The organism is Streptomyces sp. NPDC001204 (assembly GCF_053598035.1).
On sequence record NZ_JBSFJL010000048.1, the window covers coordinates 20,045 to 45,815 of the forward strand.

The 25,771-nt window shown below is 67.3% G+C and carries 14 protein-coding genes and 1 pseudogene; 4 read left to right on the top strand and 11 right to left on the bottom strand.

Going from position 1 to position 25,771, the window contains the following annotated elements:
* The first annotated feature begins 189 nt into the window (after positions 1 to 189).
* The 3 genes from ACWC91_RS38655 to ACWC91_RS38665 all read left to right on the top strand — a co-directional run bounded on the left by ACWC91_RS38655 (position 190) and on the right by ACWC91_RS38665 (position 9,131).
* On the top strand, positions 190 to 7,320 hold the full coding sequence (locus ACWC91_RS38655; protein WP_450641458.1) for an RHS repeat-associated core domain-containing protein: 7,131 nt from the start codon (positions 190 to 192) through the stop codon (positions 7,318 to 7,320).
* Between the two features lie 37 nt (positions 7,321 to 7,357).
* Positions 7,358 to 7,792 (top strand): hypothetical protein, encoded by a 435-nt coding sequence (locus ACWC91_RS38660; RefSeq protein WP_450641456.1) that lies wholly within the window; start codon positions 7,358 to 7,360, stop codon positions 7,790 to 7,792.
* Between the two features lie 271 nt (positions 7,793 to 8,063).
* Positions 8,064 to 9,131: a Dyp-type peroxidase gene (locus tag ACWC91_RS38665; protein ID WP_450641454.1), complete on the top strand. Its 1,068-nt coding sequence runs from the start codon at positions 8,064 to 8,066 to the stop codon at positions 9,129 to 9,131.
* A 44-nt stretch (positions 9,132 to 9,175) separates the two neighbouring features.
* Here the strand turns inward: ACWC91_RS38665 and ACWC91_RS38670 are convergent, their stop codons facing one another.
* The 9 genes and pseudogenes from ACWC91_RS38670 to ACWC91_RS38710 all read right to left on the bottom strand — a co-directional run.
* Entirely contained in the window at positions 9,176 to 11,425 is a 2,250-nt protein-coding gene (locus ACWC91_RS38670; protein ID WP_281156456.1) for a DEAD/DEAH box helicase, read from the bottom strand.
* A gap of 76 nt (positions 11,426 to 11,501) precedes the next feature.
* On the bottom strand, positions 11,502 to 14,510 hold the full coding sequence (locus ACWC91_RS38675) for an AAA family ATPase (protein ID WP_281156455.1): 3,009 nt from the start codon (positions 14,508 to 14,510) through the stop codon (positions 11,502 to 11,504).
* Position 14,511: 1 nt separating this feature from the next.
* Entirely contained in the window at positions 14,512 to 15,711 is a 1,200-nt protein-coding gene (locus ACWC91_RS38680; RefSeq protein ID WP_281156454.1) for an exonuclease SbcCD subunit D, read from the bottom strand.
* A 376-nt stretch (positions 15,712 to 16,087) separates the two neighbouring features.
* Positions 16,088 to 17,863 carry an ATP-dependent nuclease gene (locus ACWC91_RS38685; RefSeq protein ID WP_348638511.1) on the bottom strand — a complete coding sequence of 592 codons (1,776 nt, stop codon included), beginning with the start codon at positions 17,861 to 17,863 and terminating at the stop codon, positions 16,088 to 16,090.
* A gap of 314 nt (positions 17,864 to 18,177) precedes the next feature.
* Positions 18,178 to 18,348: a hypothetical protein gene (locus ACWC91_RS38690; protein WP_281156452.1), complete on the bottom strand. Its 171-nt coding sequence runs from the start codon at positions 18,346 to 18,348 to the stop codon at positions 18,178 to 18,180.
* A 286-nt stretch (positions 18,349 to 18,634) separates the two neighbouring features.
* Entirely contained in the window at positions 18,635 to 18,841 is a 207-nt protein-coding gene (locus ACWC91_RS38695) for a KTSC domain-containing protein (RefSeq protein WP_281156451.1), read from the bottom strand.
* Between the two features lie 25 nt (positions 18,842 to 18,866).
* A complete protein-coding gene (locus ACWC91_RS38700; RefSeq protein ID WP_281156450.1) occupies positions 18,867 to 19,631 on the bottom strand; it encodes a hypothetical protein in 765 nt (254 codons plus the stop codon).
* Positions 19,628 to 20,722 carry a ComEC/Rec2 family competence protein gene (locus ACWC91_RS38705; RefSeq protein WP_281156449.1) on the bottom strand — a complete coding sequence of 365 codons (1,095 nt, stop codon included), beginning with the start codon at positions 20,720 to 20,722 and terminating at the stop codon, positions 19,628 to 19,630. Before ACWC91_RS38705 ends, ACWC91_RS38700 begins: the two co-directional genes overlap by 4 nt.
* Positions 20,723 to 21,715: 993 nt before the next feature.
* Positions 21,716 to 22,098 (bottom strand): annotated as a pseudogene (locus ACWC91_RS38710) (ATP cone domain-containing protein); the annotation flags it as partial.
* Positions 22,099 to 22,154: 56 nt separating this feature from the next.
* On the opposite strand from ACWC91_RS38710, the gene ACWC91_RS38715 reads away from it, so the two are divergent.
* Positions 22,155 to 23,747 (top strand): protein kinase domain-containing protein, encoded by a 1,593-nt coding sequence (locus ACWC91_RS38715; protein WP_281156448.1) that lies wholly within the window; start codon positions 22,155 to 22,157, stop codon positions 23,745 to 23,747.
* An 86-nt stretch (positions 23,748 to 23,833) separates the two neighbouring features.
* On the opposite strand, the gene ACWC91_RS38720 is transcribed toward ACWC91_RS38715, so the two are convergent.
* Both ACWC91_RS38720 and ACWC91_RS38725 read right to left on the bottom strand, forming a co-directional pair.
* Positions 23,834 to 24,070, bottom strand: coding sequence for a hypothetical protein (locus ACWC91_RS38720; RefSeq protein WP_281156447.1), 237 nt, complete (start codon positions 24,068 to 24,070; stop codon positions 23,834 to 23,836).
* 849 nt (positions 24,071 to 24,919) lie between these two features.
* The gene (locus ACWC91_RS38725) at positions 24,920 to 25,696 is read right to left on the bottom strand and encodes a hypothetical protein (protein WP_281156446.1); all 777 of its coding nucleotides are present in this window, start codon (positions 25,694 to 25,696) and stop codon (positions 24,920 to 24,922) included.
* Positions 25,697 to 25,771: the final 75 nt, after the last annotated feature.

Sequence of the window (25,771 nt, forward strand, 5' to 3'; positions counted from 1 at the left end):
CGCCTTGCCCACCGGCACCAGAATCGAGCCATCAGCCAGGCCCTTGCGGCGCCTTCCACTTTGCGGTCTTGCAGTCTCGCTCAGGTCGGCCTGCCGCAGCTAGGCGCAAAGGCGCCATGGTGCGGAAGACATTCCGGCGATGCCTCCGCGCTGAGACCGGTCTCGGCCAGATAGCCCAATACCCGTCGTGTGCATGACCTTCTGTGTCTACGGTGTGACAGCTCGTGCGTTGTGGGTGGGGTTCACGGGGTCTACGCGCCCCGTGAAGTGCTCTGGGGAGGGCGCATGCGATCGCGGGGCGGAATTCTTCGTACGGTCAGATCGGGCCGACAACGACTGGTTACCGTGGGCGTGCTCGTTCTCGCGCTGTCCGCCGGAACCGTGTCGGCCGACGCCATGCCCCCACAACCTGACCTTTCCCAGGCCCCCGCCTCCTCACAGGCAACACCGCCCCAGCAGAAAGTCGCTCCCTCCGCGGATGCGGGCTCCGCCGCCGCTGAGCCCACAACCGACAACGCTGTCTACGCCTACGATGCTGCAGGCCGCCTGGTCGGCGTGACCGACCCCGACGGCGAAACCGCCCGCTACCGATACGACGAGGCCGGCAACCGGCTCGGGATCGACCGCTACTCCTCCAGCACGCTCTCCGTGCTGTCGCTCGTACCTGTCAGGGCCAAGGCGGATGCGAAGGTCACCCTCTCCGGCACAGGCTTCTCCCCCACTGCTACCGGCAATGCTGTGACCTTCGGCGGCAAGACAGCCACTGTCACGTCGGCCTCCGCAACGCGCCTCGTCGTGACCGTGCCCTCGGATGCGGTCAGCGGGAAAGTGGCTGTGACCGTTGGCGGGAAGACCGTCGAGGCCACGGAGTCGTTCACGGTAGCCCCCTCCGGCCCCACCATCTCGAAGATTGAACCGGTCTCCGGTGCGGTCGATTCCCAAGTCGTCCTCACCGGTACAGGGTTCGCGGCGGCCGCGACCGAGAACGTCGTGCGCTTCAACGGAATCGTCGCCGAGGTCAAGGAGCGCAACAGCACGTCCCTGACAGTCGAGGTTCCACCCAACGCCCGCACCGGACGCGTGGAGTTGGACACCCCGGACGGCTCAGCGACGGCACCGAGCGACTTCACCGTCACCAAGGACGCCGAGTCGCTCTTCGACACGACCATGCGCGCCTCGGTGACCGACCCCGACCCGTCGCAGGTCGCGGTGGTGGTCCCGGATCACAAGGCTCGGATCCTCTTCGACGCGGACCGTGGCGATGTCATCGGGTTCGGACTGCAGGGGGCCACGTTTTCCTCCCGCGCCGACATCAGCCTCGTCTCTCCTCAAGGGAACACCGTCGCATCGAGCAACTTCCTTGACACATCGGCGGATTGGGAAGTGCTCGATCTTCCGGAGACGGGTACCTACCAGTTCGTCATCGACCCACGCTCCATCACCGACACCGGCTCCGTGGCGGTGCTCCTGTCCAAGCCAGCCGGCGAGGCGGTGGCCTTCGACGGGCCGACGGTGACGACAAGCCTTTCCCGCATGGGGCAGGACGGTGCCTGGACGTTCACCGCGGCCAAAGGCGAGTCCTTGAGCGTCGGAGTCGACGCCGCGGCGATGAGCAGCTACGTGCGCTGCTACGTGTACCTGCCGGACGGTAAGCAGGGGAACTACCTGCCCGTTCCGAACGGCGACAGCAACTCGCTGGACATCGACTCGCTCACGCAGACGGGCCAGTACACACTGCGCTGCGATCCCGACTCCGGCGGCACCGGCACCGTGAAGGTCACCATCTCGCACTACGTTCAGGCTGGGACGCTCGACCCGGCCGGCGCGTCGCCGACCCTGGATCTCGCCCGGCCCGGGCAGGACGGCGTCGCCACCTTCACCGGCGCGGCAGGGGACTATCTCAGCCTGGGAGCCACGGCGACCACCGTGCCGACGTACGCGACCATCACGATCAGCGGACCGGACGGCAAGTCGGTCACCAGCTTCACCTCGGCGCCCGGGCGAGATAGCGAATGGGACAGCGGGGCGCTGACGGCCGCGGGCACGTACACGGTGCGGGTGGCGGGCCGGAAACTCGATACCGGCAAGGTGACGCTGACCCTGTCGAAGCCGGCCGACGCAGGCAGGTTGTCGCTCGGCGGCACCGCGGTCAAGGCGACGGTGACCCGACCCGGGCAGAACATCCATGCCTCGTTCAGCGCGCAGGCGGGAGACGATCTGTCGCTGGGGCTGGCGGCGAACACGTTCACCAAGAGCCTGTCAGTGACGGTGCTGGCTCCGTCCGGCACCAAGGTGGTCAACGGACGGCTGGTGTCAGCCGGTGCCTCCGGCACCATCGCGCTGGCGGGCGTTGCCGAATCCGGCACCTACAAGGTGCAGATCAATCCCAGCAGCCTGGGCACCGGCACCGCCGACCTGGCTCTCAAGGCAGCGACCGCGGCCACCACGGCCAAAGCCCTCACCACCGATCTGCCGCACCCCTCGGTGAGATCGGCGTGCCTGGTGGAGCAACTGGTCCAGGGCTTTGTGGTGCCGCGACCCGACTGGCTTCAGGTGCCCGCCGACCGGTGCGAGGCCCTCAAGCGGCAGGCCGCAGCCGAAGAGGCGACGGCGAAGCAGACTGCGGGCACCGTGCCGAAGGGAGCGGACGCCTGGCATCCAGGCGCAACCAACCTCAAGGGCCGTGACTGGCTCACCCACCTCGGAGCTGCCCCCAAGGCCCCGGCCCGCCTGCGCGCCCCGCCCGGCAGTACGGCCCTGACCGGCCACGTGTTGAAACTGGACGGTAAGCCCCTCGCCGGGGTGAGCGTCCGTATCGGGAAGAAGAGCGTCCGCACCAACGCCAAGGGCCGCTTCCTCCTGGCCGACATCAGTGCGGAAGCGAAGACGCTGACCGTGGACGGCACGAGCGCGAACACTGCCAAGCGCACCTACGGACGCTACGACATCCGCATCCACCCTGTGGCAGGCCACAGCACGGATGTGGGCTTCCCCGTCTGGATGAGTCCGCTGGACACCAAGCACAGCGTCACCTTCGACGCCCCGGCCCAGACGGATGTCACGCTGACCACGCCCGACATCCCCGGCCTCGAGGTCCGCCTCCCCAAGGGCTCGGTGGTGCGCGACGAGCACGGCAAGACCGTCACCCAGTTAGGCATCACCGCGATCCCGGTAGACCGGTCGCCCTTCCCGCTGCCGGAGAACAGCGTCGTGCCGATCTTCTTCACGGTGCAGCCGGGCGGCACCTATGTCTTCCCCGACGGTGCGCAGATCATCTACCCGAACTACACCGACGAAGCCCCCGGCACCCGGGTCGACTTCCTCGCCTACGACCCGGCGGGCAAGGGCTGGCACACCTACGGGCACGGCACGGTCACCCGCGACGGCAAGCAGGTCGTGCCCGACAAAAAAACGAAGATCTGGGCCTTCACCGGCGCCATGATCAGTGTCTCCGATGCGATCCCCTTCGACATCTCCGCCGTCGCGGATGTCTTCGACTGGCTGTCTGGCGACCCGGTCGACCTGCAGACCGGCCTGCTCACCGACTCGCGTACCGACCTGGGCGTGGCCGACCCGCTCGGCTCGGCCGAGGTCACCCGCACGTACTGGCAGGGCGACACCCGCTCCCGCGCCTTCGGTATCGGGCGCGACCTGTCATACAACATGTACCTGCACTCCAAACACCTCTATACAGAGGTGGACTTGTACCTGCCGGGCGGCCAGAAGGTCCACTTCGTTCGCACGTCAGCGGGAACGAGCTATGGCGACGCCGTCTTCGAACCCGAAGGCACCCCCACCGCCCTCGACGGCTCGAAGATCCAGCAGGAGTCGGGGGGATGGCACCTGCGTCTGCGCGACGGAAGCGACTACATTTTCCCCTGGTACGGCCCCCTCAAAGAGATCCGCGACCGCCACGGCAACGCGATCCGCCTCACCCGCTCCAACGGCTCCAAGGGCGACATCACCACCATCACGACCCCGGGCGGCCGCTGGATCTACCTCACCTACGACCACGAGCAGCGCGTCACCCGTGCACGGGACAACGCAGGCCGCACGACATCTTACACCTACGACGGTGCAGGACGGCTGGAAACGGTCACCGACCCGGCGGGGAAGGTGAGTTCGTACACCTACGACGGCACCTCGAACCGCATCAGGACGGCTACCGACGCCCGTGGCATCGTCTACATGACCAACGCCTACGACACAGGCGGCCGAGTCAAACAGCAGACGCTGACCGAGGGACAGAAGTACTCCTTCGCCTACACCCAGGGCGGCACCGGCCAGGTCACAGCGACGGAAGTGACCCAGCCGGGCGGCTCGGTACGCCGGGTGGAATTCGACGATGCCGGCTTCGGCGTCGCGGAGACCGAGGCATTGGGGACATCGCTGGCCCGTAAGACGGTCTACGAGCGGGGCACCAAGCACCGCATCACCGCCGTAGTCGACCCGTATGGACGGCGCACCGAGTTGTCGTACGACGCAGGCGGCCATGTGACCTCCGCTCTGAAGCTGGCCGGCACAGCCGATGCCCGCTCGACCGGGACAACGACGTTCAACGGCCCCTACGACCAGCCCACCAGTTTCTCCGACGCCCTGGGCAACGGCACCGTCTTCACCTACGACGTCAACGGCAACCTGCAGACGGCTACCGACCCGGAAGGCCGCACGACGGCTTTCACCTTCGGCGCGGACGGCCAGGCCAAAACCGTCACCGACGCGTCCAACGCCGTGACCGAATACACCTATCGCCACGGCGACCTGGCCTCGGTGAAGGACGCCGAGGGCCGGATAACCCGTCAGTTCACGGACGCGGCCGGTCGCATCACCGCCCTGACGGACGAGGCGGGCGCGTTGACCGCCGTGTCCTACGACAAGCTGAACCAGACACGGGAGATCATCGACCCGCTGGGCAGCACCACAGCCCTCGACTACGACGCCAACGGCAACCTCACCACTCTGACCGACGCCCGCGGGAACACGACTACCTGGGCCTACGACGAGGCGGACCGGCCGAAGTCGGCCACCGACCCGCTCGGCGTGCAAGCCCTGTTCGTTTACAACGCGGCCGGCCATCTGAAGCAGGTGACGAACAGATCGGGCCAAGCGGCTACGGCCGAATACGACCTGCTCGGGCGCCCGAAGACAACCCAGTACGGAGTCGACGCCCTCGGCCAGGCCGAGTCCACCGTCGCGTACGACTACGATGACCACGACCTGCCCAGGCAGATCACCGACAGTCAGGCTGGCACCCAGTCCTTCGGCTATGACGTCTACGACCGTCTGGCTTCCACCACCGGGCCCACTGGCAGGGTCAGTTACGAGTATGACGCCGCAGACCGGCGCACCAAGATGACCGCGGCGGGAGCCAGCACCCTCTACGGCTGGGACAAGTCGAGCATTCTCACCTCGGTCACCTCCGGCAGCCAGGAGGTCACGTTCGGCCTCGACACCGTGGGCCGGGAGAAGACAGTGTCCCTGCCCGGCGGCATCACCCGCACCACCGGCTACGACACCACCGGCGTCATCAAGTCCATCGCGTATGCCCGAGGCACCAAAGCGATCGGGGACCTGACCTACACCCGGGACGAGCGAGCACTGCAGACCGGTCTGACCGGCTCGCTGGCAAAGGTGGCCCTGCCCGCCGCCGAGACCGGGACGCAGTTCGGCAAGGACAACCGCATCACCGCCTACGACGGCCGCACCTTCACCTACAACCCGGACGGCCAGCTCACCGGCGACGGCCTGCGCAGCTACACCTGGAACGCCCGCGGGCAGCTGACCGGCCTGACCAAGGCAGGCACCGCCTCGACGTTCGGCTACGACCCGCTCGGCGGACGCGTCTCGAAAACCATCGGCGGCTCCACCAGCCGCTCTCTGTCCGACGGGTCCAACCCGCTGGTGGAGCAGAACGGTTCGGGAGCGACCACGGCCACCGTGGCCACCTCGGGCCTGGACGAGTTCCTCACCCGTACCGAGAGCGGCACGACGCAGGTCTACCTGACCGACGCCCTCGGCACCGTGGTCGGCCTGGCCAAAACCGACGGCACCGTCGCGACAACCTACGCCTACGACCCGAACGGCACCCCCACCGCCTACGGCAGCACCTCGTCGAACCCGTACACCTTCACCGGCCGCGAGAACGACGGCACCGGCCTGCTCTACTACCGCGATCGCTACTACGACCCGCAGACCGGCCGGTTCATCTCCCAGGACCCCTCCGGAGTCGCCGGCGGCACCAACCTCTACCAGTACGCTCTGTCCTCCCCCACCGCCTACACCGACCCCACCGGCAACAACCCCATGATCGCCGCGTGTGTCGTCGGCGGTCTCATGGACGGCGGCCTGAACTGGCTCACCCAGCGACTGTCGGGCCGTAAGGTCAACTGGGGCCAGGTCGGCCAGTCCGCCGCCATCGGCTGCCTGTCCGGCATGCTCGGCGAAGGCCTCGGCGCCATGCTCCAGGGCAGGCTCGGCTCCAAACTCGGCAGCTGCGCCCTGCCCAACAGCTTCACCGGTGACACCACCGTCCTGATGGCCGACGGCACCCGCAAGCCCATCAAGGATGTCGAGATCGGCGATACGGTCATCGCCACCGACCCCGAAACTGGGGAAACAGGACCCCGCAAAGTCACCGCACTGATCAAGGGAGACGGAGACAAACAACTCGTCGACATCACCCTCGACACCGACGGGCCCACCGGAACCAAGACCGACACGGTCACCGCCACCGACGGCCACCCGTTCTGGGTCCCCCAACTCCACCAATGGGTCAAGGCCGGCAATCTCGCGTCCGGACAATGGGTGCAGACCAGCGCCGGCACCTGGGTCCAGATCACCGCGATCCGACACCGCACCCAGGCGACCTCGGTCTACAACCTCACCGTCGACGACCTGCACACGTACTATGTGCTGGCTGGCACCACACCAGTCTTGGTTCATAACTGTGGAAGCAAAGCAGGCGAAGCAATTGTGCACCTTGATCGCACGGCAGGACATGCATCGATTACGGTGCGGCACGGCGACGATGTTCTTCACACTGAGCAGGCTGGCGTAGCTGGAAAGCGTGCAGTTGCTCAGAAATACGTTGGCAATCTCTCCAGCTTCAGGCTCGACGTTCGTATCCCTCTCCCGAACGCGAGCCGCGCAAGGTCCTACCAAGACGTGACACTGGGGCAGGATTTGGGCGCCTATGATGAAGCGACCAGGAGCTGTATCACCTACTGCGCCGAGGTATTGCGGCAGGGTGGAGTAAGGGGGATACCCATAGAAGAGGGAAGCTTCGAGATTACGAAGTGGCTGCTTCGTCAACACGGATAACAGTCTCAATGACTCTCGGTGAACACGGAGGAGACTAATGACCTTGCCAGATGGTTGGGAGTGGATGAATGAAGTCCCATCCGGATGGTCTCCACCTGCAGAATTGCTAGTTCCAACAGGAATGGTCCGAGTTGACCTGCCGATCAGAATGCTATCGAGTAAAACGCTGGGGAATGACCTCATCGAACTGGTGGGCCGGCTACTCAGCGAGAGTGCTCGCTTCAGCATCTGGTACGGTTCGGAGGCCAAAAGGAAAATTGCTTCACCCAAGCAGCTAGCGATCTTGTCACTGACAACAAACGAACAACTCCATCGTGTTTACGAGGCCTGGACGTCGTATATCACCGCATACGAGGAATCCAGCGGGAAGGTAGGAGCCTTTGATTCCGAGGAGAATACGCTAAGGCAAGTTCTTTTTGATGCGATTAGCAATCTCGCCGCGACTCGGAGAAGTTTCGAGGGTAGCGACTAGGCTGTTGGCGAGCAGGTCCAGTAGGTGCCGCGCTTCGGGACGAACTCCAGGTCATGCTGTCCGGAGGGATGAGCGTCTGGATGCTTGGATGCGACGGGCCAGGATGGAGCCTGGGGGAGTTCTTTCCGGGGGCGGCTTCCTGACAGCCAAGACATGTGGGCCTACAGCGTGTTCTCTAGCACGGTTGTTCCTCCGGTGGACTCTGATTGTGAAGGAACAGTAATTTGCTTGAGGTCGCCAGAACGTTGACCACCGGTTATGCGATGGCGTGGTGAGGGTGAAAACCAGGCGGAAATTCCTGGGCGCGTCGGCTGCCGCCGCGGTCGGTACCAGTGGCATAGCTGTTCTCGGTGCCGCTGTCTGCCACAGCAAGCCCTCGCTTCAACAAGAGGCGCCGACTCATCTGCGCGGTGCGGCCCCACTGCCGTATGCACAGGTCATCTCGCTCGATCTCAACGCCAGCAGAGCACGACATGCCGATGCTCTACGCGCCGCATACCGCACCGTCGCGGAGGCCAGCACCGGCCATATCACCGCCTGGCTCGCGCTGGGCGAGGGGGCTTTTCCTCCAGGTTCCGACAAGCCACAGCACCTCAAGCAAATGCCTCCCTACGCAGGCGACGTACTGGATGTCTCACAGTCACACGGACAACTCCTGCTTCAAATCACTGCAGGCTCCGCCCTGACTGCCAAAGAAGCCGCCGAGAAGATGCTGCGTGAACTGCCACAGTGGCGGGTACGCTGGCGCATGGACGGCCACAGACCCGAAAACCGCACGGAGGACGGCAAAGGGCTGGCCCGCAACCCCTTCCACTTCACCGAGGGCTACGGAAACCCCTCCTCCTCTGCCGAAATCGCCGAACGAGCCACGGTCAGAGCCGTTCAGGACGAGCCCGCCTGGGCGGTCGGAGGCAGCTATCAGGTAATACGGATCATCCGGCTGGCAACCGGCTTCTGGGACCGCGACACTGTCCACGAGCAGGAGCGCATCATGGGCCGCCGCAAGGACGGCCGATGGCTGGATGGCACTCCCCGCGCCGAGCGGCCCGTGTTCGCCGCAGACCCGCAGGGCAAGACCACACCACTCGATGCCCACGTCCGCAGGGCAGCCCCTGACCAGCGCAATCCACCGCCCCTGGTTCGGCGCAGCTACAACTACTATCGCGGCGCCGACGACCAAGGCCTGCTCTTCTCTTGTTTCCAACGCGACCTGGTGCAAGGCTTCGAGGCCGTGCAGCACAGGCTGCAGGGCGAGGCCATGGCCAAGTACACCCTCACCGTTGGGGGCGGATACTTTTTCGTCCCACCGCCCGGAAACGCCTGGCTCCAGTGGCTTTAACGCCTATTGGCTTTGTTCCGCCTCGGTGTACTTCCCTCACCCGCTCACAGGCCAAGCTCGGAGAGCGCCGCCTGCCGTTGCGGGCTGAGACTGGAGCGGCGGCGGTTCAGGTTGCTCAGCCACTGGCCCAGGCGCACGTGCTCGCCTGCGATCTCCTCGATGTGCCGTTGGGGAACGTCGAGATGGCCCTCCCGCTTACGAAAGGCACGTGCGGCTGCCAGTCCGCGCTGGAAGGCGCGCTCACGCGCCGACAGGCGAATGTCCTTCATTTCGGCAGGGGAAGTATTCGGCAGATCGAGTTCCAGTTCCGTGAGAAGGCGCCGCTGTTCGGGGTGAAGGCGCTCGGCGCGCGCGTGCTGGGCCTGGAGCCACTCCTCCGCCTGAGGGGTGGTCTGCGGCTGTTCCAGCCCGCGGCAGGCGGCGTGGTAGGCGCGCTGCCAGGTGATCGGCCAGGACGGATTCCACCATCGGTCCAGGGCTGTAAGGGCTACGGTGCGCTCTGCGGTGAGGTGGTTGACGCGGGTGCGCTGAGTCGCCAGCCAGCGGCCGAGGGGGAAGTCGTCGTGGATGTGGTCGACCGGGACGGCAAGGTGACCCTGCTGGGCGGCGTAGGCAGTGGCGTGGGCCAGGCCTCGATCGAAGGCCTGCTGGCGGGGGTCCCAGATGATGCCGAGGCGTTCCAGGGCGTGGGTGCGGGCTTCGTCGAGGGCTTTGGTGGTGTAAAGGTGGCGTTGCCAGGACAGCCAGCGGCCCAGGGGGTAGCCAGTGGTGTCCTCCCATGTCTGGGGGACGTCGAGGTGATGGTGAGTGTGGTGATAGCGGCGGGCCGCGTTCAGGCCTCGGCGCCATTCGGCGCTCTTGGGGGCCAGGACCCGTAGGGAAAGCGCGAGGGCGACCTCCTCTGCCTGGGTGGGGCGGTCGAAGCGCAGCCAGGCGTCGGGATCCTCGGGGGGCATGGTGGGGCGATGGGTTCGGGGATCGGCGAGGCGTGCTTCGAGGCGGTCGTCGTGGGCGCGCAGGGCCTGGATGGTGCGCCACAGCGGGGTGTAGGCGTCGGCGCCTAGGAGGTCGTCGGGGTCTTCGCCGGGGGTGAGGTAGACGGGGACGACGAGGGTGGCTTTCTTTCCGGCGCCGGGCTTTTGGCGCAGGGCGCGGCCGACGGCCTGGACGGTGTCGACGGGGCTGTTCTTGGGGTCGGCGAAGATGACGGCGTCGATGGCGGGCACGTCGATGCCCTCTCCCAGGACGCGGGCGTTGGACAGGATGGCCGGGGTGTGGGGGTCGGTGTGGGAGGCGAATTCGAGCAGGAGGCGGCGGCGGACCTGGGGGGTGTGGCCGCCGCTGATCCAGTCCGCCCACAGTCCCTCGGGGCGCAAGGAGGCGGGGAGGGTGGCGGCGGTCTCGTGCAGGGTGGTGGCGAAGGCGCGGGCGTCGGCGACGCGGTGGTGGAAGGTGAGGATGCGGCGCAGCTGGTGGTCGTGGATGGCGCGCAGGGCTGCGACCTGGCGGCCGGCCAGGCGCAGTCCGTCGACGCCGGCGCCGGGGCCGGTGGCGAGCCAGTCGCGCAGGTCTTCGTCGGTGACGACGGGGACGAGGATCTGGTAGTCGGCGAGCAGGCCGAGGTCGATGGCGTCGGAGAGGGTCAGCCGGTAGGCGACCGGGCCGAACAGGCTCTCGTCGTCCATGGAGGCCACCGCTTCCGCGTCGTCGTCCTGGGCGTCGTCGGGGTCCCAGATGCGGGGGGTGGCGGTCAGGTAGAGGCGGCGGGCGGCGGGGAGCTGGTCGTCGTGGTGGACGGCGGCCCAGGCCTTGCCGAGACGGCCGGCGGTGCGGTGGGCCTCGTCGACGACCACCAGGTCCCAGGGGGGCAGGTGGTGGTCGCGGTGGGCGGCGATGACGGTGGGCAGGGAGGCGTAGGTGGCGTATGCGGTGACCGGGCCGGGGCGGGGCGAGGTGGTGAGGGCGGTGAGTTCGGCGGGGTTGGTGGTGAGGGGGGTGTCGGCGCCGAGCGGCTCATGGTCGAGGGCCTGGCGTGCCGAGCACACCGCGATGGAGGCACCTTTGCGTCCGGCGGTGCGCCAGGAGCGGATCGTCTGCGACAGCAGGTCCAGCGTCGGCAGGAGTACCAGGACGCGGCCGCGGGGGGCGATGCGGGCGGTGGTGCGGGCAGCGATCAGGGTCTTGCCGGTGCCACAGGCGGCGATCACACTCGCGCGGGAGCGCTGACCGAGCGTGCGGGTGGCCGCAGCGACGGCGTCCTTTTGGTGGGGCCGCAGCTCGATGTCGGAAGCCATGAGAGTGTGCTGCTCCGTGGGGGTCGGTTGAGAGCTGTGCAGGGGGCGGGAGTCCCCGCCCCCTGCAGGGTGCAGGTTATTCGGCTGCTTCGGTCAGGTGGGCGAGGGTGGAGCCGGTGGGGTCTTTGCGTACGTGCAGGCGGTGGTTGATGCGGCGGCGTAGTTCGGGGACGTGGCTGATGACGCCGACGGTGCGGTCGTGGGCGCGCAGGGAGTCCAGGACGTCGAGGACCTTGTGGAGGGTGTCTTCGTCGAGGGTGCCGAAGCCTTCGTCGATGAAGAGGGTGTCCAGGGGGTTGCCGCCTGCTTCGTGGGTGACGACGTCGGCCAGTCCCAGGGCGAGGGAGAGGGAGGCGAAGAAGGATTCGCCGCCGGAGAGGGTGTCGGTCTTGCGGGGGCGGCCGGTCCAGGAGTCGGTGATCTGCAGGCCGAGGCCGGAGCGGGCGCCGCGGGCGGCTTGGTGGTCGGAGTGGGAGAGGGTGTAGCGGCCTTCGGACATGATGTGCAGGCGGGTGTTGGCGGCGGTGACGACTTCTTCGAGGCGGGCGGCCAGGACGTAGGCCTCCAGTTGCATGCGTACCCGGGCGCTGGGTGAGTTGCCGGTGACGAGGTCGGTCAGGTGGCGGGCGGTGCTGTGGGCCTGTTCGAGCGGTTGAAGGTGTTGGATGGCGGTCTCGAGGTCGGTGGTGAGGGCGGTGAGGGCCTGGTTGCGAGTGTGGGCGGCGCTCGCGGCGGTGGCCGCCTCGGCGTGCTGGTCGTCGGCGGCGGCGCGTGCGGCCGTGGCGGCGTCGAGGTCGGCGGGGGGCTGTGCGGCGGCCTGTTGCAGTGCCGGGTTCTCCAGGACTGTGGTGTGGGCGGCGCGGGTCTCGCGCCACTGGGTGATCTCTTCCTCGATGGTGTGCAGTTCTTCGTCGCTGAGCAGGGCTTGCTGGGCGAGGGCCAGGGTGTCGAAGCCCTGGTCTTTGGCGGCGTGGGTGGCCTGGGTGGTGCGGTGGGTGAGGGTCTGGGTGGCTGTGGTGAGGTGGTGGGAGGCTTCGGCGGCTTCTTTGAGGCGGTCGGCGGTGCGGGTGAGTTCGTCGGCGTGTGCGGCAACGGTGGGGTGGGTGCCGCGGGCTGCGGCGAGCTTGTCGGTCAGCTCGGTGAGTTGCTGGGTGAGGGTGTCGTAGCTGGCGTTGCGGGCGGACAGGCCGGCCGTGGCGGTGCTGTGCTGCTGGGTCATGGCCGTGTGCTCGCTGTCCAGCGCGAGGAGTTCTTCTTGGACGGTGCCCTGGTCGGCGGCATGGGCCAGGGCATCGGTCAACTCGGCGGTGAGTGTCTTGTGTTGGGTTTTGAGGTCGACCAGTGGGGTGTCGCCGGCCTCGCCGGTGGCGGTGGCGGCCTGCTCGCGGAGCTTGTACAGCGCGGCCGCGGCGGCGTCCTGCGTGGTCTTGGCCTGCTCGTGGAGGGCTTCTGCGTCCTGTTCATCCTGGCGTGTGGGCTGCCCGTCCTGGGGGGCGGCCGGGGCCGGGTGGGTGCAGGATCCGCAGACCGGGCAGGGGGTGCCGTCGGTGAGGGTGGCGGCGAGTTCGGCGGCCATGCCTTCGGTGCGCCGGCGGCGGATGGTGAGGTAGGCCTGGCCGGTCTGGCCGGTGGCTGCCTGTGCGTCGGCCAGGTGCTGTTCGGCCTGGGTGATCTTGGTGAGGTGTGCGTCGCGGCGTTTGGCGGCTTCGAGGCGGATCTTGAGGATGTCCAGGGCGGCCTGGTGGCGGCGGCCTTCTTCTTCGGCCTGACGGGCGGCTTCTCGCCGGGCTTCGAGGGTGCGGCGCCGGGTGGGTTCCTCTTCCAGCCAGTCCTGGGTTGTGCGTTGCTGGTCGGCGAAGTCCTGTCGTTCGGCGTCGGTGCGCTTCAGGTCGGCGGTCAGCTGGCGGACGGTGTCTTCTTCCGGGATGAGGGCGGTCAGGACAGCGGCCTGAGCGCGGGCACTCTGCTCGGCGGTTTCCAGATGGCCGGCGTCCAGGTCTGCGTGGGCGGGCTGCAGGTGCTCACGGGCAGTGCGCTCGGCGTTCTGGGCCCGGGTGTGGTCGTCTGCGGCGGTGTCCGCGGCGTGTAGCTGGGGCGCAACCTGCTGGGCCCGGCGGGCCTGGTCGCGGCGCTGGACGAGTGCGTCGTGGTGCGGGGCCTGTTCCTGGATAAGGTCGAGTTGCTGCTGGGCGCGGGCGTGAGTGGCTTGCTGCTGGTGGAGTTCGCGGGCTGCGGCCTCGAGTGACTGCTGTCTGCCCAGGTTCTCTTTGGCCGTGTTGGCTGCTTGGAGTGCCTTGTCGTGGTCGGCCTGGCTGGCGCGGATGAGGTCGCGGGCCCAGGCGCGGGCCGGTTCGGTGAGGGTGTGCGGGTCGTCGGGAGTGGGAGCGGTGTACTCGGTTGTCAGGTCGCCTCCGGCGGCCTGGTGGATGCGTTCGACCAGGCGCAGCACGTCGGCGCGGGCGGCGTCGCGGTTCTTTTCGGTGGTGCGGCTGTGGTCGTTGAGCCAGCGTTCGATGAAGGAGAAGCGGCCGGTGCGGAAGAGTTTGCCGAGGAGTTCTCGCCGGCTGTGGGCGTCGGCGTGAAGGAATTTGGTGAATTCGTTCTGCGGCAGGAGGACGACCTGGCAGAACTGGTCCCGGCTCATGCCTAGCAGGTCGGTGATCTCGGTGGCGGCTTCCTGATGGGATTTGCTGGATGCTTCCCAGCGGCCCTGGCCGTCGGCGTCGACGGTCCACTCGCTGAGGCGGGTTTCGGGTTTTTGGTCGGTTTCGCCTTGGCCGGAACGCTTGGGGCGCTTCTGGGCTGGGATGCGGTGGATGCGCAGGCGGCGGCCTGCGAGGGTGGCCTCCAGGGTGACTTCGGTCAGGAGGTCGGCGGGGGCGTGGTGGCTGCGCAGCAGCAGGTCGCGGTCGCCCGGGGGTTTGCCGTAGAGGGCGAAGCAGATGGCGGCGAAGATGGTGCTTTTTCCGGCCCCGGTGTCGCCGTGCAAGAGGAACAGGCCGTCGGCGGACAGGGCGTCGAAGTCGACGGTGTGGGTGCCGGCGAAGGGTCCGAAGGCCTGCAGGCGCAGGGTGTGCAGGCGCATGTCAGACGGTTTCCTTCTGTTGCTCGTTCAGGCGGGACGCTTCGACGGCTTGGTGGAGCAGGGCGTGTTCGTCCGGGGTGGGGTCGGTGCCGCGCATGCTGTTGATGAAGTCGCTGGTGATGTCGAGGTCGCTGCGGCCGCGGATGCGTTCGCTGTAGGTGGGGGTGTTTGTGGCCTGGGCGGGGATGAGGACGGGTCGGTGCTTGAGGCTGGCGGTGTGGGGGAAGCGGCGGCGCAGGCGGGCCATGGCTTCGAAGGGCAGGGCGGTGTCGGTCAGGGTGACTTCGAGCCAGGCGTCCTTCAGATGCTCGTGGGCGGGGTTGGTCAGGAGGTCTTCCATGAAACCGGTGACGCGTTCCAGGCGAAGGGGCGCGGGACAGGGCCGTCGGGTGATGGTGGGGGCGGCGTTCGGGGTGAGGTCGACCAGGGTGATCGACTTGGTGTGGCGGGATTCGGAGAAGGAGTAGGCCAGCGGTGAGCCGCTGTAGTGGATGCGGTCGGTGACGCGCTGGGGGCCGTGGAGGTGGCCCAGGGCCACGTAGTCGATCCCGTCGAAGACGTCGGCGCCTACGTGGGCGACACCGCCCACGGCGATGTCGCGTTCGCTGGTGGACTCCTCCCGTTCGTCGCGTTCGGCGGGCTGCCCGGTGCCGGAGGTGACGAAGGCGTGGGCGAGGACCACGGATCGGGTTCCGGTCGGCTGGTTGTTGGTGAGGTCGGCGTGGATGCGGTCCAGGGCTGCGGTGAGCACTGCGCGGTGGGAGGCGGCTTCCGCTTCAAGGCGGTCGCGGACCATCGACGGCTCGAGGTAGGGGATGCCGTATACGGCGACCGGGCCGTCGGCGTCCTCAATGAGGACGGGCACGTCGCAGGTGTCGGGGTCGGTCCTCAAATGGATCCCAGTGCGGGCGAGGAGGCCGGATCCGACGCCGAGGCGGTGGGCGGAATCATGGTTTCCGCTGATCATGATGATCGGCACGTCGAGGTCGGCAAGCTGGTGCAGAGCGCGGCTGAACAAGCGCACGGCATCCAGGCTGGGAATGGCCCGGTCGTAGATGTCGCCTGCCACGAGGATCGCGTCGACGTCCTCGGTACGGGCGATGTCGACCAAGTGGTCGAGGAAGGCGCCCTGGGCGGGAATCAGGTCTTCTGTGTGGAACCGGCGGCCCAGGTGCCAGTCCGAAGTGTGCAGAAACCGCATGAGCTCAGACAGTAACCACAGAGGGAGCGGTTACGGGCGGTTTTCCTGATAAGCGGGCGTCGCAACGCAAGCCGTGACACGGCGCACTGTGCGGGAGTTTTCGGTGTTTCGTCCAGGCGGGCGGTGAGGTGCGGCCGCCGGGTGATTGTCAGTGGTAGGGGGCAAGATGTGCAGTGGGGGAAGGAGGATGTGATGTCGTTATCGCGTTCTACCAGCAGCGGATCCATGGCGGCGCCGGGCGGGTGCCGCTGGTGCGGGATCGAGGCACGAGGTCATGGCCGGCAGCATGTGGCGGAGGTGGGATGGCATGCGTGGACGGCCCCGACGCTGCAACAGCGCAAAGAGCGCATGCTGCAGCGCCGCGCCGGGCGAACTGTCAGGAAGCCAGGGCCTGGATGTCCCTGAAAGCGTCCCTCAGCTGTGACGGGACGTCCTCGGCCCTGGTGAGGGTGGTCACCAGCGAGTAGAGCATGTCGTCCTTCCCATCGGGGCTCGTCCGCTCGGCACCCTCTTTGATCATGGTCAGAACGCTGCCGCTGAACTTACCGCCGCGGCGCGCGGTGAAGTCTTCGGCAGTCCACTGCCTGCCTTCGGGACGAGGCCAGTGCGTATTGGCGGCCGCGGCCCACTGGGGGTCGGTGAAGAGTTCCTCGAGTTCGTTGAAGCCGTCCGCCTCGCCGACATAGGTGACCTGGGTGGCGAGGTTGAGCCCGGTCCGGATGAGCCGTTCGGTCTTGAAGTGCTTGTTGGTGCGGCTGTCGGCGTCGACCATCAGCATGACCGTGCGGCGGTTCTTGACGAGATAGCCGGCCAGGTGGAGAGCTCCTTCATTGTTGCCGCAGGCCCACAGGGCGATGCCGGCCGCTTGCAGAGAGAGGCCCTGGGAGAGGCGGAACAGGAGCGGCAGGCACTGCTGCTCGGTTGGCCCTTCCACGGCGAGGAAGCAGCGTTCGTGCAGCAGGACGGAGTTGCGCAGTCCCACGGCGGCGGCGATCTGCCCGAGGTGGAAGTCGACGCCGTCGTGGGATTCGTCCGCCAGGCGCTCGACGACGGTGCGGCCCCTGTCACTGAGACGGAGGTGGACGACATCGGCGATGTCGACACCGTCGATGAGGTTCATGGAGTGGGTGGCGACCACCACGCTGACATGAGGCAGGGCGCACTGCTTGCGGATGATGTCCATCACGGTGCGCTGGTGCCGGTAGTCGAGGTGGGTGTCGGGCTCGTCGTAGACGACGATGGTCTGCGTCGGCTCCTGCTCGTCCGCCTCCCCTGTGGCGGCGAGCTCGCTGTGCTCGAGCAGGTTGCTGGTCCACTCCCACACGGCGAGCGCGATCCGGCGGTTGCTTCCCTGACCTGAGCGCGTGAGGTCGACTGGTTCACCGTCGGCTTTGGAGACCTCCAGCGGAGCGCGTTTGAAGCCTCCCTTGAAGGACACCTCCGGCTTGACCTGTACGCCGACGAACTCGCGGCAGTGCCGGCGGATGTGCTGGCACAGAGAGTCGGCTTCCTTCTCCAGACGCTGGGTGATCTCTGCCTCGATCTCCCGTACGCGCCCCTGCAGGGCCTCATCGTCCAGGTAGGTCTCGTAGCAGCTGTTCAAGGCTGTGCGTACCGCGTCGTCCGGGCTCTCGTCCTTGCCGCCGAACTGCAGCAGCCGGGGCAGCCGCTCCTGGAGCTCCTTCGGAAGTGCCTGCCACTGCTCCACTTTCGGCGCTGTGACCGCGTAGGCGGTGACGGCCTGCAGGAGGTCATCCTTCAGGGGGCCGGCAGGGGTCAGGGAGAACTCGGCCACCAACTCTGCCAATTCGCCCTTCAACAGCCTGGCCGCGTCGTGCAGTCGGCTGTCGGCCGGGCGGGAACCGTAGTACTCCCACCGAGCCGTCTGGCCTTCTTCGGCGATACGGCGGATCCGCACGACCTGTGGCAGGTCGGCAACTGCCTGCTCGTTGGCATCAAGCGTGAAGACGCCCTCGGCCCAGGTCTCGGAGCAGCGGCCTGCAGGGGCGTCAGCCGCCTGCTGGTAGGTACGGTCCTCGTCCGTCAGGCGATGGCGCCCCAAGAGGAAGGCCAGTGCTGTCAGTACGGCACTCTTTCCGCCGTCGTTACGGCCGGCCAAGATCGTCGGGCTGCTGACGGGGATGTCCTCCACGCGAGCCAGGGAACGGAAGCCGCACGCGGAGAAACGAGTGAGGTACACGGTCGAGCTGCTCCGAATCTCCCTCTCCGGGGAGGGCGTGACGTGGGAGTGATACCAGTACGGGTGGGACAGTCGAGCACCCGGAACTGACCGTAATCCTAGAGGCACGGCAGGCAACGGTCCGATGGTTCACGCCAATTGCCACCCCTGTGCACCCCCCCGCCCGCCGGCGCCCGGCTACTTGGGGGCACCAGCCGAGCAGAGCGTCCAGAGCAGGCCCTCCGAGTACGGGCAGACCCGCCATGCGGAGAGCAGTCCGGCCGCCGTCAGCTGATCCAACAGGCCAGGTGTTGTCCGGGCGTGAGGCCGCAGACCTGCGCCAGCCAGTCGGACTCGCGCCAACCCTTGCCGGACGTGCCGGTGTGCACCGCGAGGCAGGTGGCAGCCAGTTGCTGCGGCGGTCCGCCGCCCGCCCCGGTCTGGGGCGGGCGGACCACCCGCAGACTGTCTTCACCATCACAGGACGGTACGGGACACGCTGTGCGGCCCGCGGCGAAGACACTCAGGCTGGCGGTGGCCGACCTGCGGAGCCTGGATCTGTGTGGCCCCGCCGGCCGTCGACCGCCGTCTGTCCGGGGACGTCGTCACCGGTCGCGCCGCTATAACCTGCTGCTCGCCAAGACCGTCAAGCCCTGCGCCCGCCGCCTGCTCAAAGCCGACGCCAAAAAAGGTGGAGCAGATCAGTGAGGTCCACGGCATGGGAACCGGGCGCGTCGGGACGGTCTAGCTCACTCGGCTGTAGCCGTAGACTCCCTTCACCATGCGGTCGAGGTATGTGCCTTTGCTGGGGGCGGTCATGAGCCCGGTGTAAATGTGCTCGGGAACGCCGCGGTACTGGTACACGCTGGCGCTGTGGAATTCGACCTCCAGGATTCCGCCCGCGTATCCGACCGATCGGACGTTGGAGGAGCGGACTGCTGTACGTTCCATGAGAGCTTCCTTTCGTATCGCGCCGTCACGGCGTCGTGCTCGTGTGGTCAGACCTGGACTCGTCCCGCAACATCACTGCGGCATGGAGGAGTTCATTGGCGTACCGGTTGGCGGCGTCCTGCACACGCTTCTTCGAGGGCAGGAGGAACCAGCCGACGAGGCAGAACAGACACGCCGCCAGACTGAGGAGGTTTCCTGCCGAGACCTGTGGCCGGTCCGCCACCGGTGCAAGCCACTTCATGTAGCTCGCCAGGGCGATCGCTGACAGCAGGCTGATGCCTCGTGCCGCCCAGCGCAGACCGTAGATGTTGCGTTCGTAGCCGTAGTTGCGGTTCTCGTTGAACAGAAGAGCAAACTTCTCCTTGTTCCGGGTCCGGTCGCGTACACACTTGGTGGCCAGCTTGATCGCGTTGTCGGCCTTGACTCTGTCTCGTCGCTCGGCGCGCAGGGGGAGCAGAGAAACCCCGGACACAGCTTCAACCGCACTGCGCCACAACTGCCGTTGAGCCTCGTCGTCGCTGGGCGCATCGAGTCTCAGCCAGGCGGTCGTCGGCGGGCCGCCCCAGTTGTCCCACAGTTGCTTTTCGGCCGCCTTGCCGAAGTTGCGCACGGCACCGGCGATCAGGACGGGACCCACCCCTGCAAGGGCGAGCGTTCCGGTGACGTAGGAGACCGCCGGTATCTGACGCAGCCCCAGGACAGCGAAAAGGACGATGAGGGGAAGCATCGCGAGCAGGCCGGGTACCAGCCGGGCGCGACGCTCGTAGTCATCGAGGAAGAGCACGCTCACGCACCTCCGTCATCCTCCACCACGTGGTGGAAGGGGAGGGGCTCCGCGGAACCGTAGCCGGAGCGCTCCGGGGCGTCGTGGCGGTGCAGGAGAGCTACGCCCTGGGTGGCGTGGACCGGGTAGCCGCGCCGCAGGAACGCGTTCGTCACCTTCTTCGCGGGGTGACGGTTATCCGGGTTCTTCTTCGGTGCCGAGACGCACGCGACGCCACGGGTGATGCCGTTCACCATCGGACCCAGCAGCCGGTCGAGCACCGTCGGACCAACGTTGTTGCGGCTGCCGTGGTGCGGCACCTGCACGAAGCAGAGGTCGCCCGAGGCGAATCCGCCTTCCTCGAGCTCATCGAGTACGAGGGTGAGCGCAGGAATCCCCGCGTCGCCGGTCAGCAGCAGCTTCATGCCGTCGACCTCCAGCAGGGACACCACGCTGGCATTGTTGGTGGGAGTGGTCGTGCCGTCATCGCGCAGCGTCTCGTCCAGCCACGTCTCCGGGACGAGCTTCTTCGCCGCCTCCAGCACCTTCCGCACCACGGCCTCGTAGGCCAGCTGGGCTGCGGATTTGGCTGTCTGCCCGACGAGTTCCGTCAGGAGCTGTTCGTAGTACGTCGCGGAGGGACCGAGCACGGAGAAGATGCCGTCTTTGCTGCCGATGCCGGCGAACGGCTCGACGACCTCGACTCCTCGCTCGCGGGCGACGGCCTCCAACTCCATCGCCGCCTCGAGCATCCGGCGCGCTGGATCGTTCAGCTGGCCCCGCCAATAGGTGGAGGTACGGGCGCGCTCCATCGTTGCCGAGTGGTCCCAGGGCAGATGCATGAGGAGCTGACCCACGCGCATCTTCTCCAGCACCGCCTTCAGGCCGCAGATGTGGTCCCGGTCAGTGTGTGTCGACACCACGATGTCGATGCGGTCCGTGTCGTAGTGCTCCTTGATGTGCTCGACCAATGCGTCACCGCAGTCGGTGTATCCGCCGTCGACGACCATGACGGTCTGCTCTTCGCGCTCGCCTCGGAGGTTGCCGAAGCGGAGCGCAATGGCGTCGCCGCCCTTGGACTCCTCCCCCACCGGAAGAAGGTCGATCTCGTGTCCCACTGCCGTTCCTTGACTCACAGGCGCCTTGGCGCATCACACAAAGAGACGTCCGTCGCACTCATGTGCCTCCGACCAACTTGCAACACAGAGTAGCCATCCGCTGCGAGCAGATCATCACGCTCCGTCAAATGCTGGGCAGACAAAAGGAGTAGACCACCGACTCTGCATGACCGATTGTGATCACTTCTGTCTGCCGTGACCCTCTGTACCGCGCCCCCCGACAGTCACAGGAAGGCCACCCTTCCCTCGGGAAACGTCCAGCCCAGATGGGGTGCCCGGACGTTCGGCGACGACCTTGTCGCATCGAGTCACATGTCCCGTGATCTCGGAGCACCAGGTCGGCTGCCCGCTGCATTCACCTGCCGGGTACTGCATCCGCCGTACCGAAGTTCAGCCATGAAGCTCCTGGTCAGACAGGGAACTTGAGGCGCAGCAGGTACCCGCCTGCACCCGCTCACGCTGTGCCGGGACAAGCGGTGCAGGCATGGGTGCACTCCTCCCCGCGGGGACCCACGCATTGACCATGCGGACCGGGCAGCCGCTGGAGGGTCCGGTGCGGATCGTCCGTGTACGGGCGGCCATACCCCCCGAGCACCCCGGTCGCTGTCAACTGATCCAGAAGGAGCGGGAGTTCTCCAGGCTGAAGGCCGCAGACCCGCGCCATCCGGTCGGGCTCGCCCAGGCCGCAGCCAGATGCATCCGTGTGAGCTGCGAGGTAGACATTCGCGAGTCGCTGCAGCCCACCGGCTTCCCCCCACCCTGGACGGACGGCCGACACGCAGGGCCCAGTCCGCTGCACGGCGCCTGTCGGGTAGTGGCCGGCATGAGAATGACATGGCCCTGCGTCACTCATGCCAGCAACGAGTGAGCACCACCCGTCAGCGCCAACGACCAGGTCACCGCACCTGCGCCACTGACGCCCAGACGACGACGTTCAACCGGCACTCCCCCGCAGGTGCGCGCCGTCGGCGCGGTACAGCACCGTCGGCAGGCCGCGCGCCACGAGTGGGAGATCCGCTTGGAGGCGACGAGGTCGAGCTCCTGCAACGGGCCGAGTATGGCCAGCCCCACGTCATGGGTGGTCAGCTCGGCGCTCCGGTGGCCCGCACCGCCTCCTCGACCTGCTGGCCCAGCTGGGCGAGCGCGTCCTCGTTGACAGGCCGCCCCTGGCACGCCTTGCGCACACCGTTGATGACCTTGGTACGGCTGAAAGGCTCGGTGACTCCCGACCGCTTGACCACCATGAGCGAGCACGTCTCCACGGTCGTGAAACGACGGGAGCAGTCAGGGCACTGGCGGCGCCTGCAGATCGACGTGCCATCGTCGGTCGCGCCTGGTGCAGCAGCACGCGAGATGGAGGGGCAGGATCGCTCGATAGCATGCAGCACCCGCTCGGCCGATACGCGCCGCTGATCATGTTTAAGGAGCCTTTATGTCCGGCCGTATCCAGCCGGTGCACCCTGGCGATCCCCGCCGCATAGGCCCCTACCGCGTCATCGGGCGGCTCGGGACGGGCGGCATGGGCACGGTGTATGCCGCGCTCGATTCCTCAGGGCTACAGATAGCAGTTAAGGTCGTCCACCCCTCGCAGGCGGCAGACGAGGAGTTCCGGGCCCGTTTCCGCCGGGAGGTGCGACTCTCCCAGCGGGTGACAGGCCCGTGTCTGGTGCCCGTGCTCAATGCCGACACCGACGGCCTCGTTCCGTGGCTGGCCACTGGGTTTGTGCCCGGCCCCACCCTCGAGCAGTATCTCGCCGCGAGCGGCGCCCTGGGCGGGGCCCGGCTGTACGCGCTGGCCGCCGGAACCTCAGCCGCGCTCGCTGCGGTGCACGAGGCGGGCATCATCCACCGGGATGTGAAACCCCAGAACGTCATCCTCGCCCCCGCCGGCCCCCGGTTGTTGGACTTCGGCATCGCCCACCTCCTGGACGGCACCTCGGTGACCCGCACCGGGGTGATGACCGGCACCCCCGGCTGGATCAGTCCGGAGCACTACCGCACAGGTGAAGTGGGACCCGCGGGGGACGTGTTCGCCTGGGGCGCCTTGATCTCCTACGCCGCGACAGGCCGCCTCCCCTTCGGCACCGGCGCCCCCGATGCCGTTGCCTTCCGTGTTCTCTCCGCCGAGCCGGACCTGCAGGGCACGCCCGACTCCCTGCTCCCGCTGATTGTGCAGGCACTCGCCAAAGAACCCGACGCCCGGCCCACCTCCGCCCAACTCCGCGATACCTGCACGGCGCTGCTCACCGCACAGGCCACGGCCGCCACCTCGCGCGGTCAGGAGCAGCCGACACTGGTGTCCGAACTGGTAAGCGCCCACTGGGGCCCGCCGCCCGAGGACGATGCCTCCTGGCCCGCCGCAGCCCGGGGCCGCCGCGTCAAACTCCTGGTCGCGGTCGTTGCCGTCGCGGCTGTTGTGGGCAGCATCGGCGGAGCAATCGCCGCATCATCAGCCTCCACACCCGAGCAGGGCCAGGAAACGGCGCTGTCCAGCAGCCGGACGAAGGCCGTCAGCGCCCCGCCTGCGGCGGAACCGGCCCGCAGCGGGGAGTCCCGCGACACCGCGTCACCAACGCCCTCCACAACGTCGTCGGTCGTTTCTGCGGAAGGCCGCACGACGTCGCCGACGTCCCCCTCGCCGTTGCAGCCCCCGCCGTTCACTTACCTGCCGGACCAAGTGGACTGCGCGCCCTGGAAAGAAGCAGAAGTCGACGGGGCTTGGCAGTACGTCGCCCCCGGTGACATCCGGGCCGGAGACGCAGTGGAACTCACCCTGCGCAATAAGTACGGCAACTTCGACCCCGTACAGGCCGAGATGCCCGTCCTGGCCCGCATCTACGTGCCCGACAGCACCTCACTCCTGGCACGCACAACCGTGCACTCCGACACTCCGGCCACCGTGGTCTGGCCCGGAGACTTCCCAGGAGCCGCCACTCACTACCCACCCGGCACATACACCGTGGTCTGGTCCGTCGGCGACGGCTCACAACGCTTCATCGCCTGCACCGGGTTCACCGCACAATGACCACCTGCTCCCCCAGTGGCCGCGTCCTGGTGGCCGCCAGCATCACCGCCTACCCACCGCGACCACGCTGATCACAACCACCTCGTTCACCCGTCGGGGCGGGTGAACCCGAGGCAGGTGGCGCGCGGCCTTGGTTCGTGGGCCATGTCGCCTCGTTTTCCCCGAGACGTATCCGGCCCAGGTCGGTCCTCCCCGGTCGCCGTGGTGGTGGCCCGCTCGGCGACTTCGGCGTCGGTCAGGGTCAGCACCTGCGTCTGGTGGGCGGTGCCGCCCCGGACGACGCGACCCAGGTGCACACGGGACTTCGGGGCGGCGCCTGCCATCGGGGCGAGCCTGCGCCAGGTACCAGAGGGAACCCGTCCCAGGACGACGGTGGCAAACTACTCGCGGGCCTCCGGTCCAAGAACGACAGCGGTGGGGTGGCCGTCGAAGAGCACGTGCATACGCACCCAGCGGCCGTCGAACAGGACTGCGGCAGCGCGTCGACGGCCGGGGACATCGTCGGGTCGCCGGGCTCACGGATCGTGTCCAAGTGGCGGGCCAGCTTCCGCGGTGTGGCCTTGGCGCTCTCGAACACGACCGCCAGGCGTGGCAGGTCATCGACGTTGCCACCGTAGTCAGCGCCACCGAGGCGGGAGGGTAAGTGTGGCCCCGCCCGCAGTCGTCTTGAGGGTGAGGGTGGTCTCGCCGCGACCGATGGCACGATCGATCCTCTTAATCTCCGCCCAGGTGAAGCCGAGGCGGCGGTATTTGTTCCACTGCTTGGGCCGCATGTGCTTGATGTCTTCTTTTGAGGCCGTAGTCATACCTGGATGCCATGCCCGTGCCGGGCCGCTAGTCATCTTCGGCATGCTGGGCCTCCTTCACCCACAACGGGGGTGCGTTATCTGCGTACTGCTCGCGGTCCCGCGGCCTCAACGGCCTATTCGACGGTGGGATGATTGCCTTGGCCGGACGCTCGGGCGGAGCCTGGACCACCTTGTGCTTGGACGGCTGAGGCCGTCGGACAGCGGAGGCCGGCTGTTGTAGGTAGTCGGGGATCTCACCAGCAACGATACGAGCCGCGCGGGCTCGGGCGGCTGCTTTGGCCGCCGCCTTCCGTGCCCGCTTGGCCTCGCGAGATTCCTTCGGCATCCGAGCAGCGTATGCCGGTTGAGCTGCTGGGGAAATGGTCATCGGGGCCAGAGATGCCGCACCAGTTCTTCCTTGAGTCGATTGGTGAGTTGCTCTCCGTGCTGCAGGTCCTCCACTGGTAGGCGGACGACCTGGATGCCGCAACGCTGCCATTGAAGGTCTCGGTTCCTGTCATCGGCATATCGACGGCGGTCCCGGTGGTGGGGTCCGTCCACTTCGAAGACGACTGCGCGCCCGTTCCCCAGCACGATGATGTCCGGTGTCCAGGTGTGGCCAGCCTGCAGCCGCACTCCGGGTAGAGGTGCTATGGCGATGGTGCGATCGGGCGGAGTCGCGGCCTGGATCTGTTTGAGCGCCCGATACACCTGGTGCTCCTGCCGGCTGCCGAGCGCGAGACCATCCTCTACTGGATGGTTGGGAGCATGCCGCTCCCGGCGGGCCTGGTTGGTGGGCCGTTGCTGCGCTCGCTCCCTCAAGTCGCTGCGCCAGTCCTTGGTGATCGCCGGCAGGACCTGCTTGATGTACACGCGGTCGGTCGCCGTGTAGCCGTTGCGCAGGGCGACGTCGATCAGGACTGGCGTGATGCGTTCCCGGATGTCGTCGGTGAACGCGGACACTAGGTGATCATCCACGTACAGCACTGCGGCAATGATGCCGACCCAGGAGCTTTCTGACGTGCGGTAGGAGTCCCCCGTGTGTTCGAATTCGAGGTAGGTGACGTCCACGAGGAGGTGTGCGGCTTCGCGGTCTCCTTGGCGGTCGAGCAGGATGGCCGTCTGGGCCAGTACCAGCTCGGCCTCTTCGTCGGCATCCATGACCATCTTTGTAGTCTGTCAGCCGGATCAGGCGACCGCAGCGGAGTTGATCGAATCAGGTCAGTACCACGTGCA

Excerpts from the sequence above, each read along its gene's own strand:
- ACWC91_RS38660 (WP_450641456.1), top strand. The coding sequence starts at position 7,358 with ATGACCTTGCCAGATGGTTGGGAGTGGATGAATGAAGTCCCATCCGGA.
- ACWC91_RS38670 (WP_281156456.1), bottom strand. The coding sequence starts at position 11,425 with ATGGCTTCCGACATCGAGCTGCGGCCCCACCAAAAGGACGCCGTCGCT.
- ACWC91_RS38675 (WP_281156455.1), bottom strand. The coding sequence starts at position 14,510 with ATGCGCCTGCACACCCTGCGCCTGCAGGCCTTCGGACCCTTCGCCGGC.
- ACWC91_RS38680 (WP_281156454.1), bottom strand. The coding sequence starts at position 15,711 with ATGCGGTTTCTGCACACTTCGGACTGGCACCTGGGCCGCCGGTTCCAC.
- ACWC91_RS38695 (WP_281156451.1), bottom strand. The coding sequence starts at position 18,841 with ATGGAACGTACAGCAGTCCGCTCCTCCAACGTCCGATCGGTCGGATAC.
- ACWC91_RS38715 (WP_281156448.1), top strand. The coding sequence starts at position 22,155 with ATGTCCGGCCGTATCCAGCCGGTGCACCCTGGCGATCCCCGCCGCATA.
- ACWC91_RS38720 (WP_281156447.1), bottom strand. The coding sequence starts at position 24,070 with ATGGCAGGCGCCGCCCCGAAGTCCCGTGTGCACCTGGGTCGCGTCGTC.
- ACWC91_RS38725 (WP_281156446.1), bottom strand. The coding sequence starts at position 25,696 with ATGGATGCCGACGAAGAGGCCGAGCTGGTACTGGCCCAGACGGCCATC.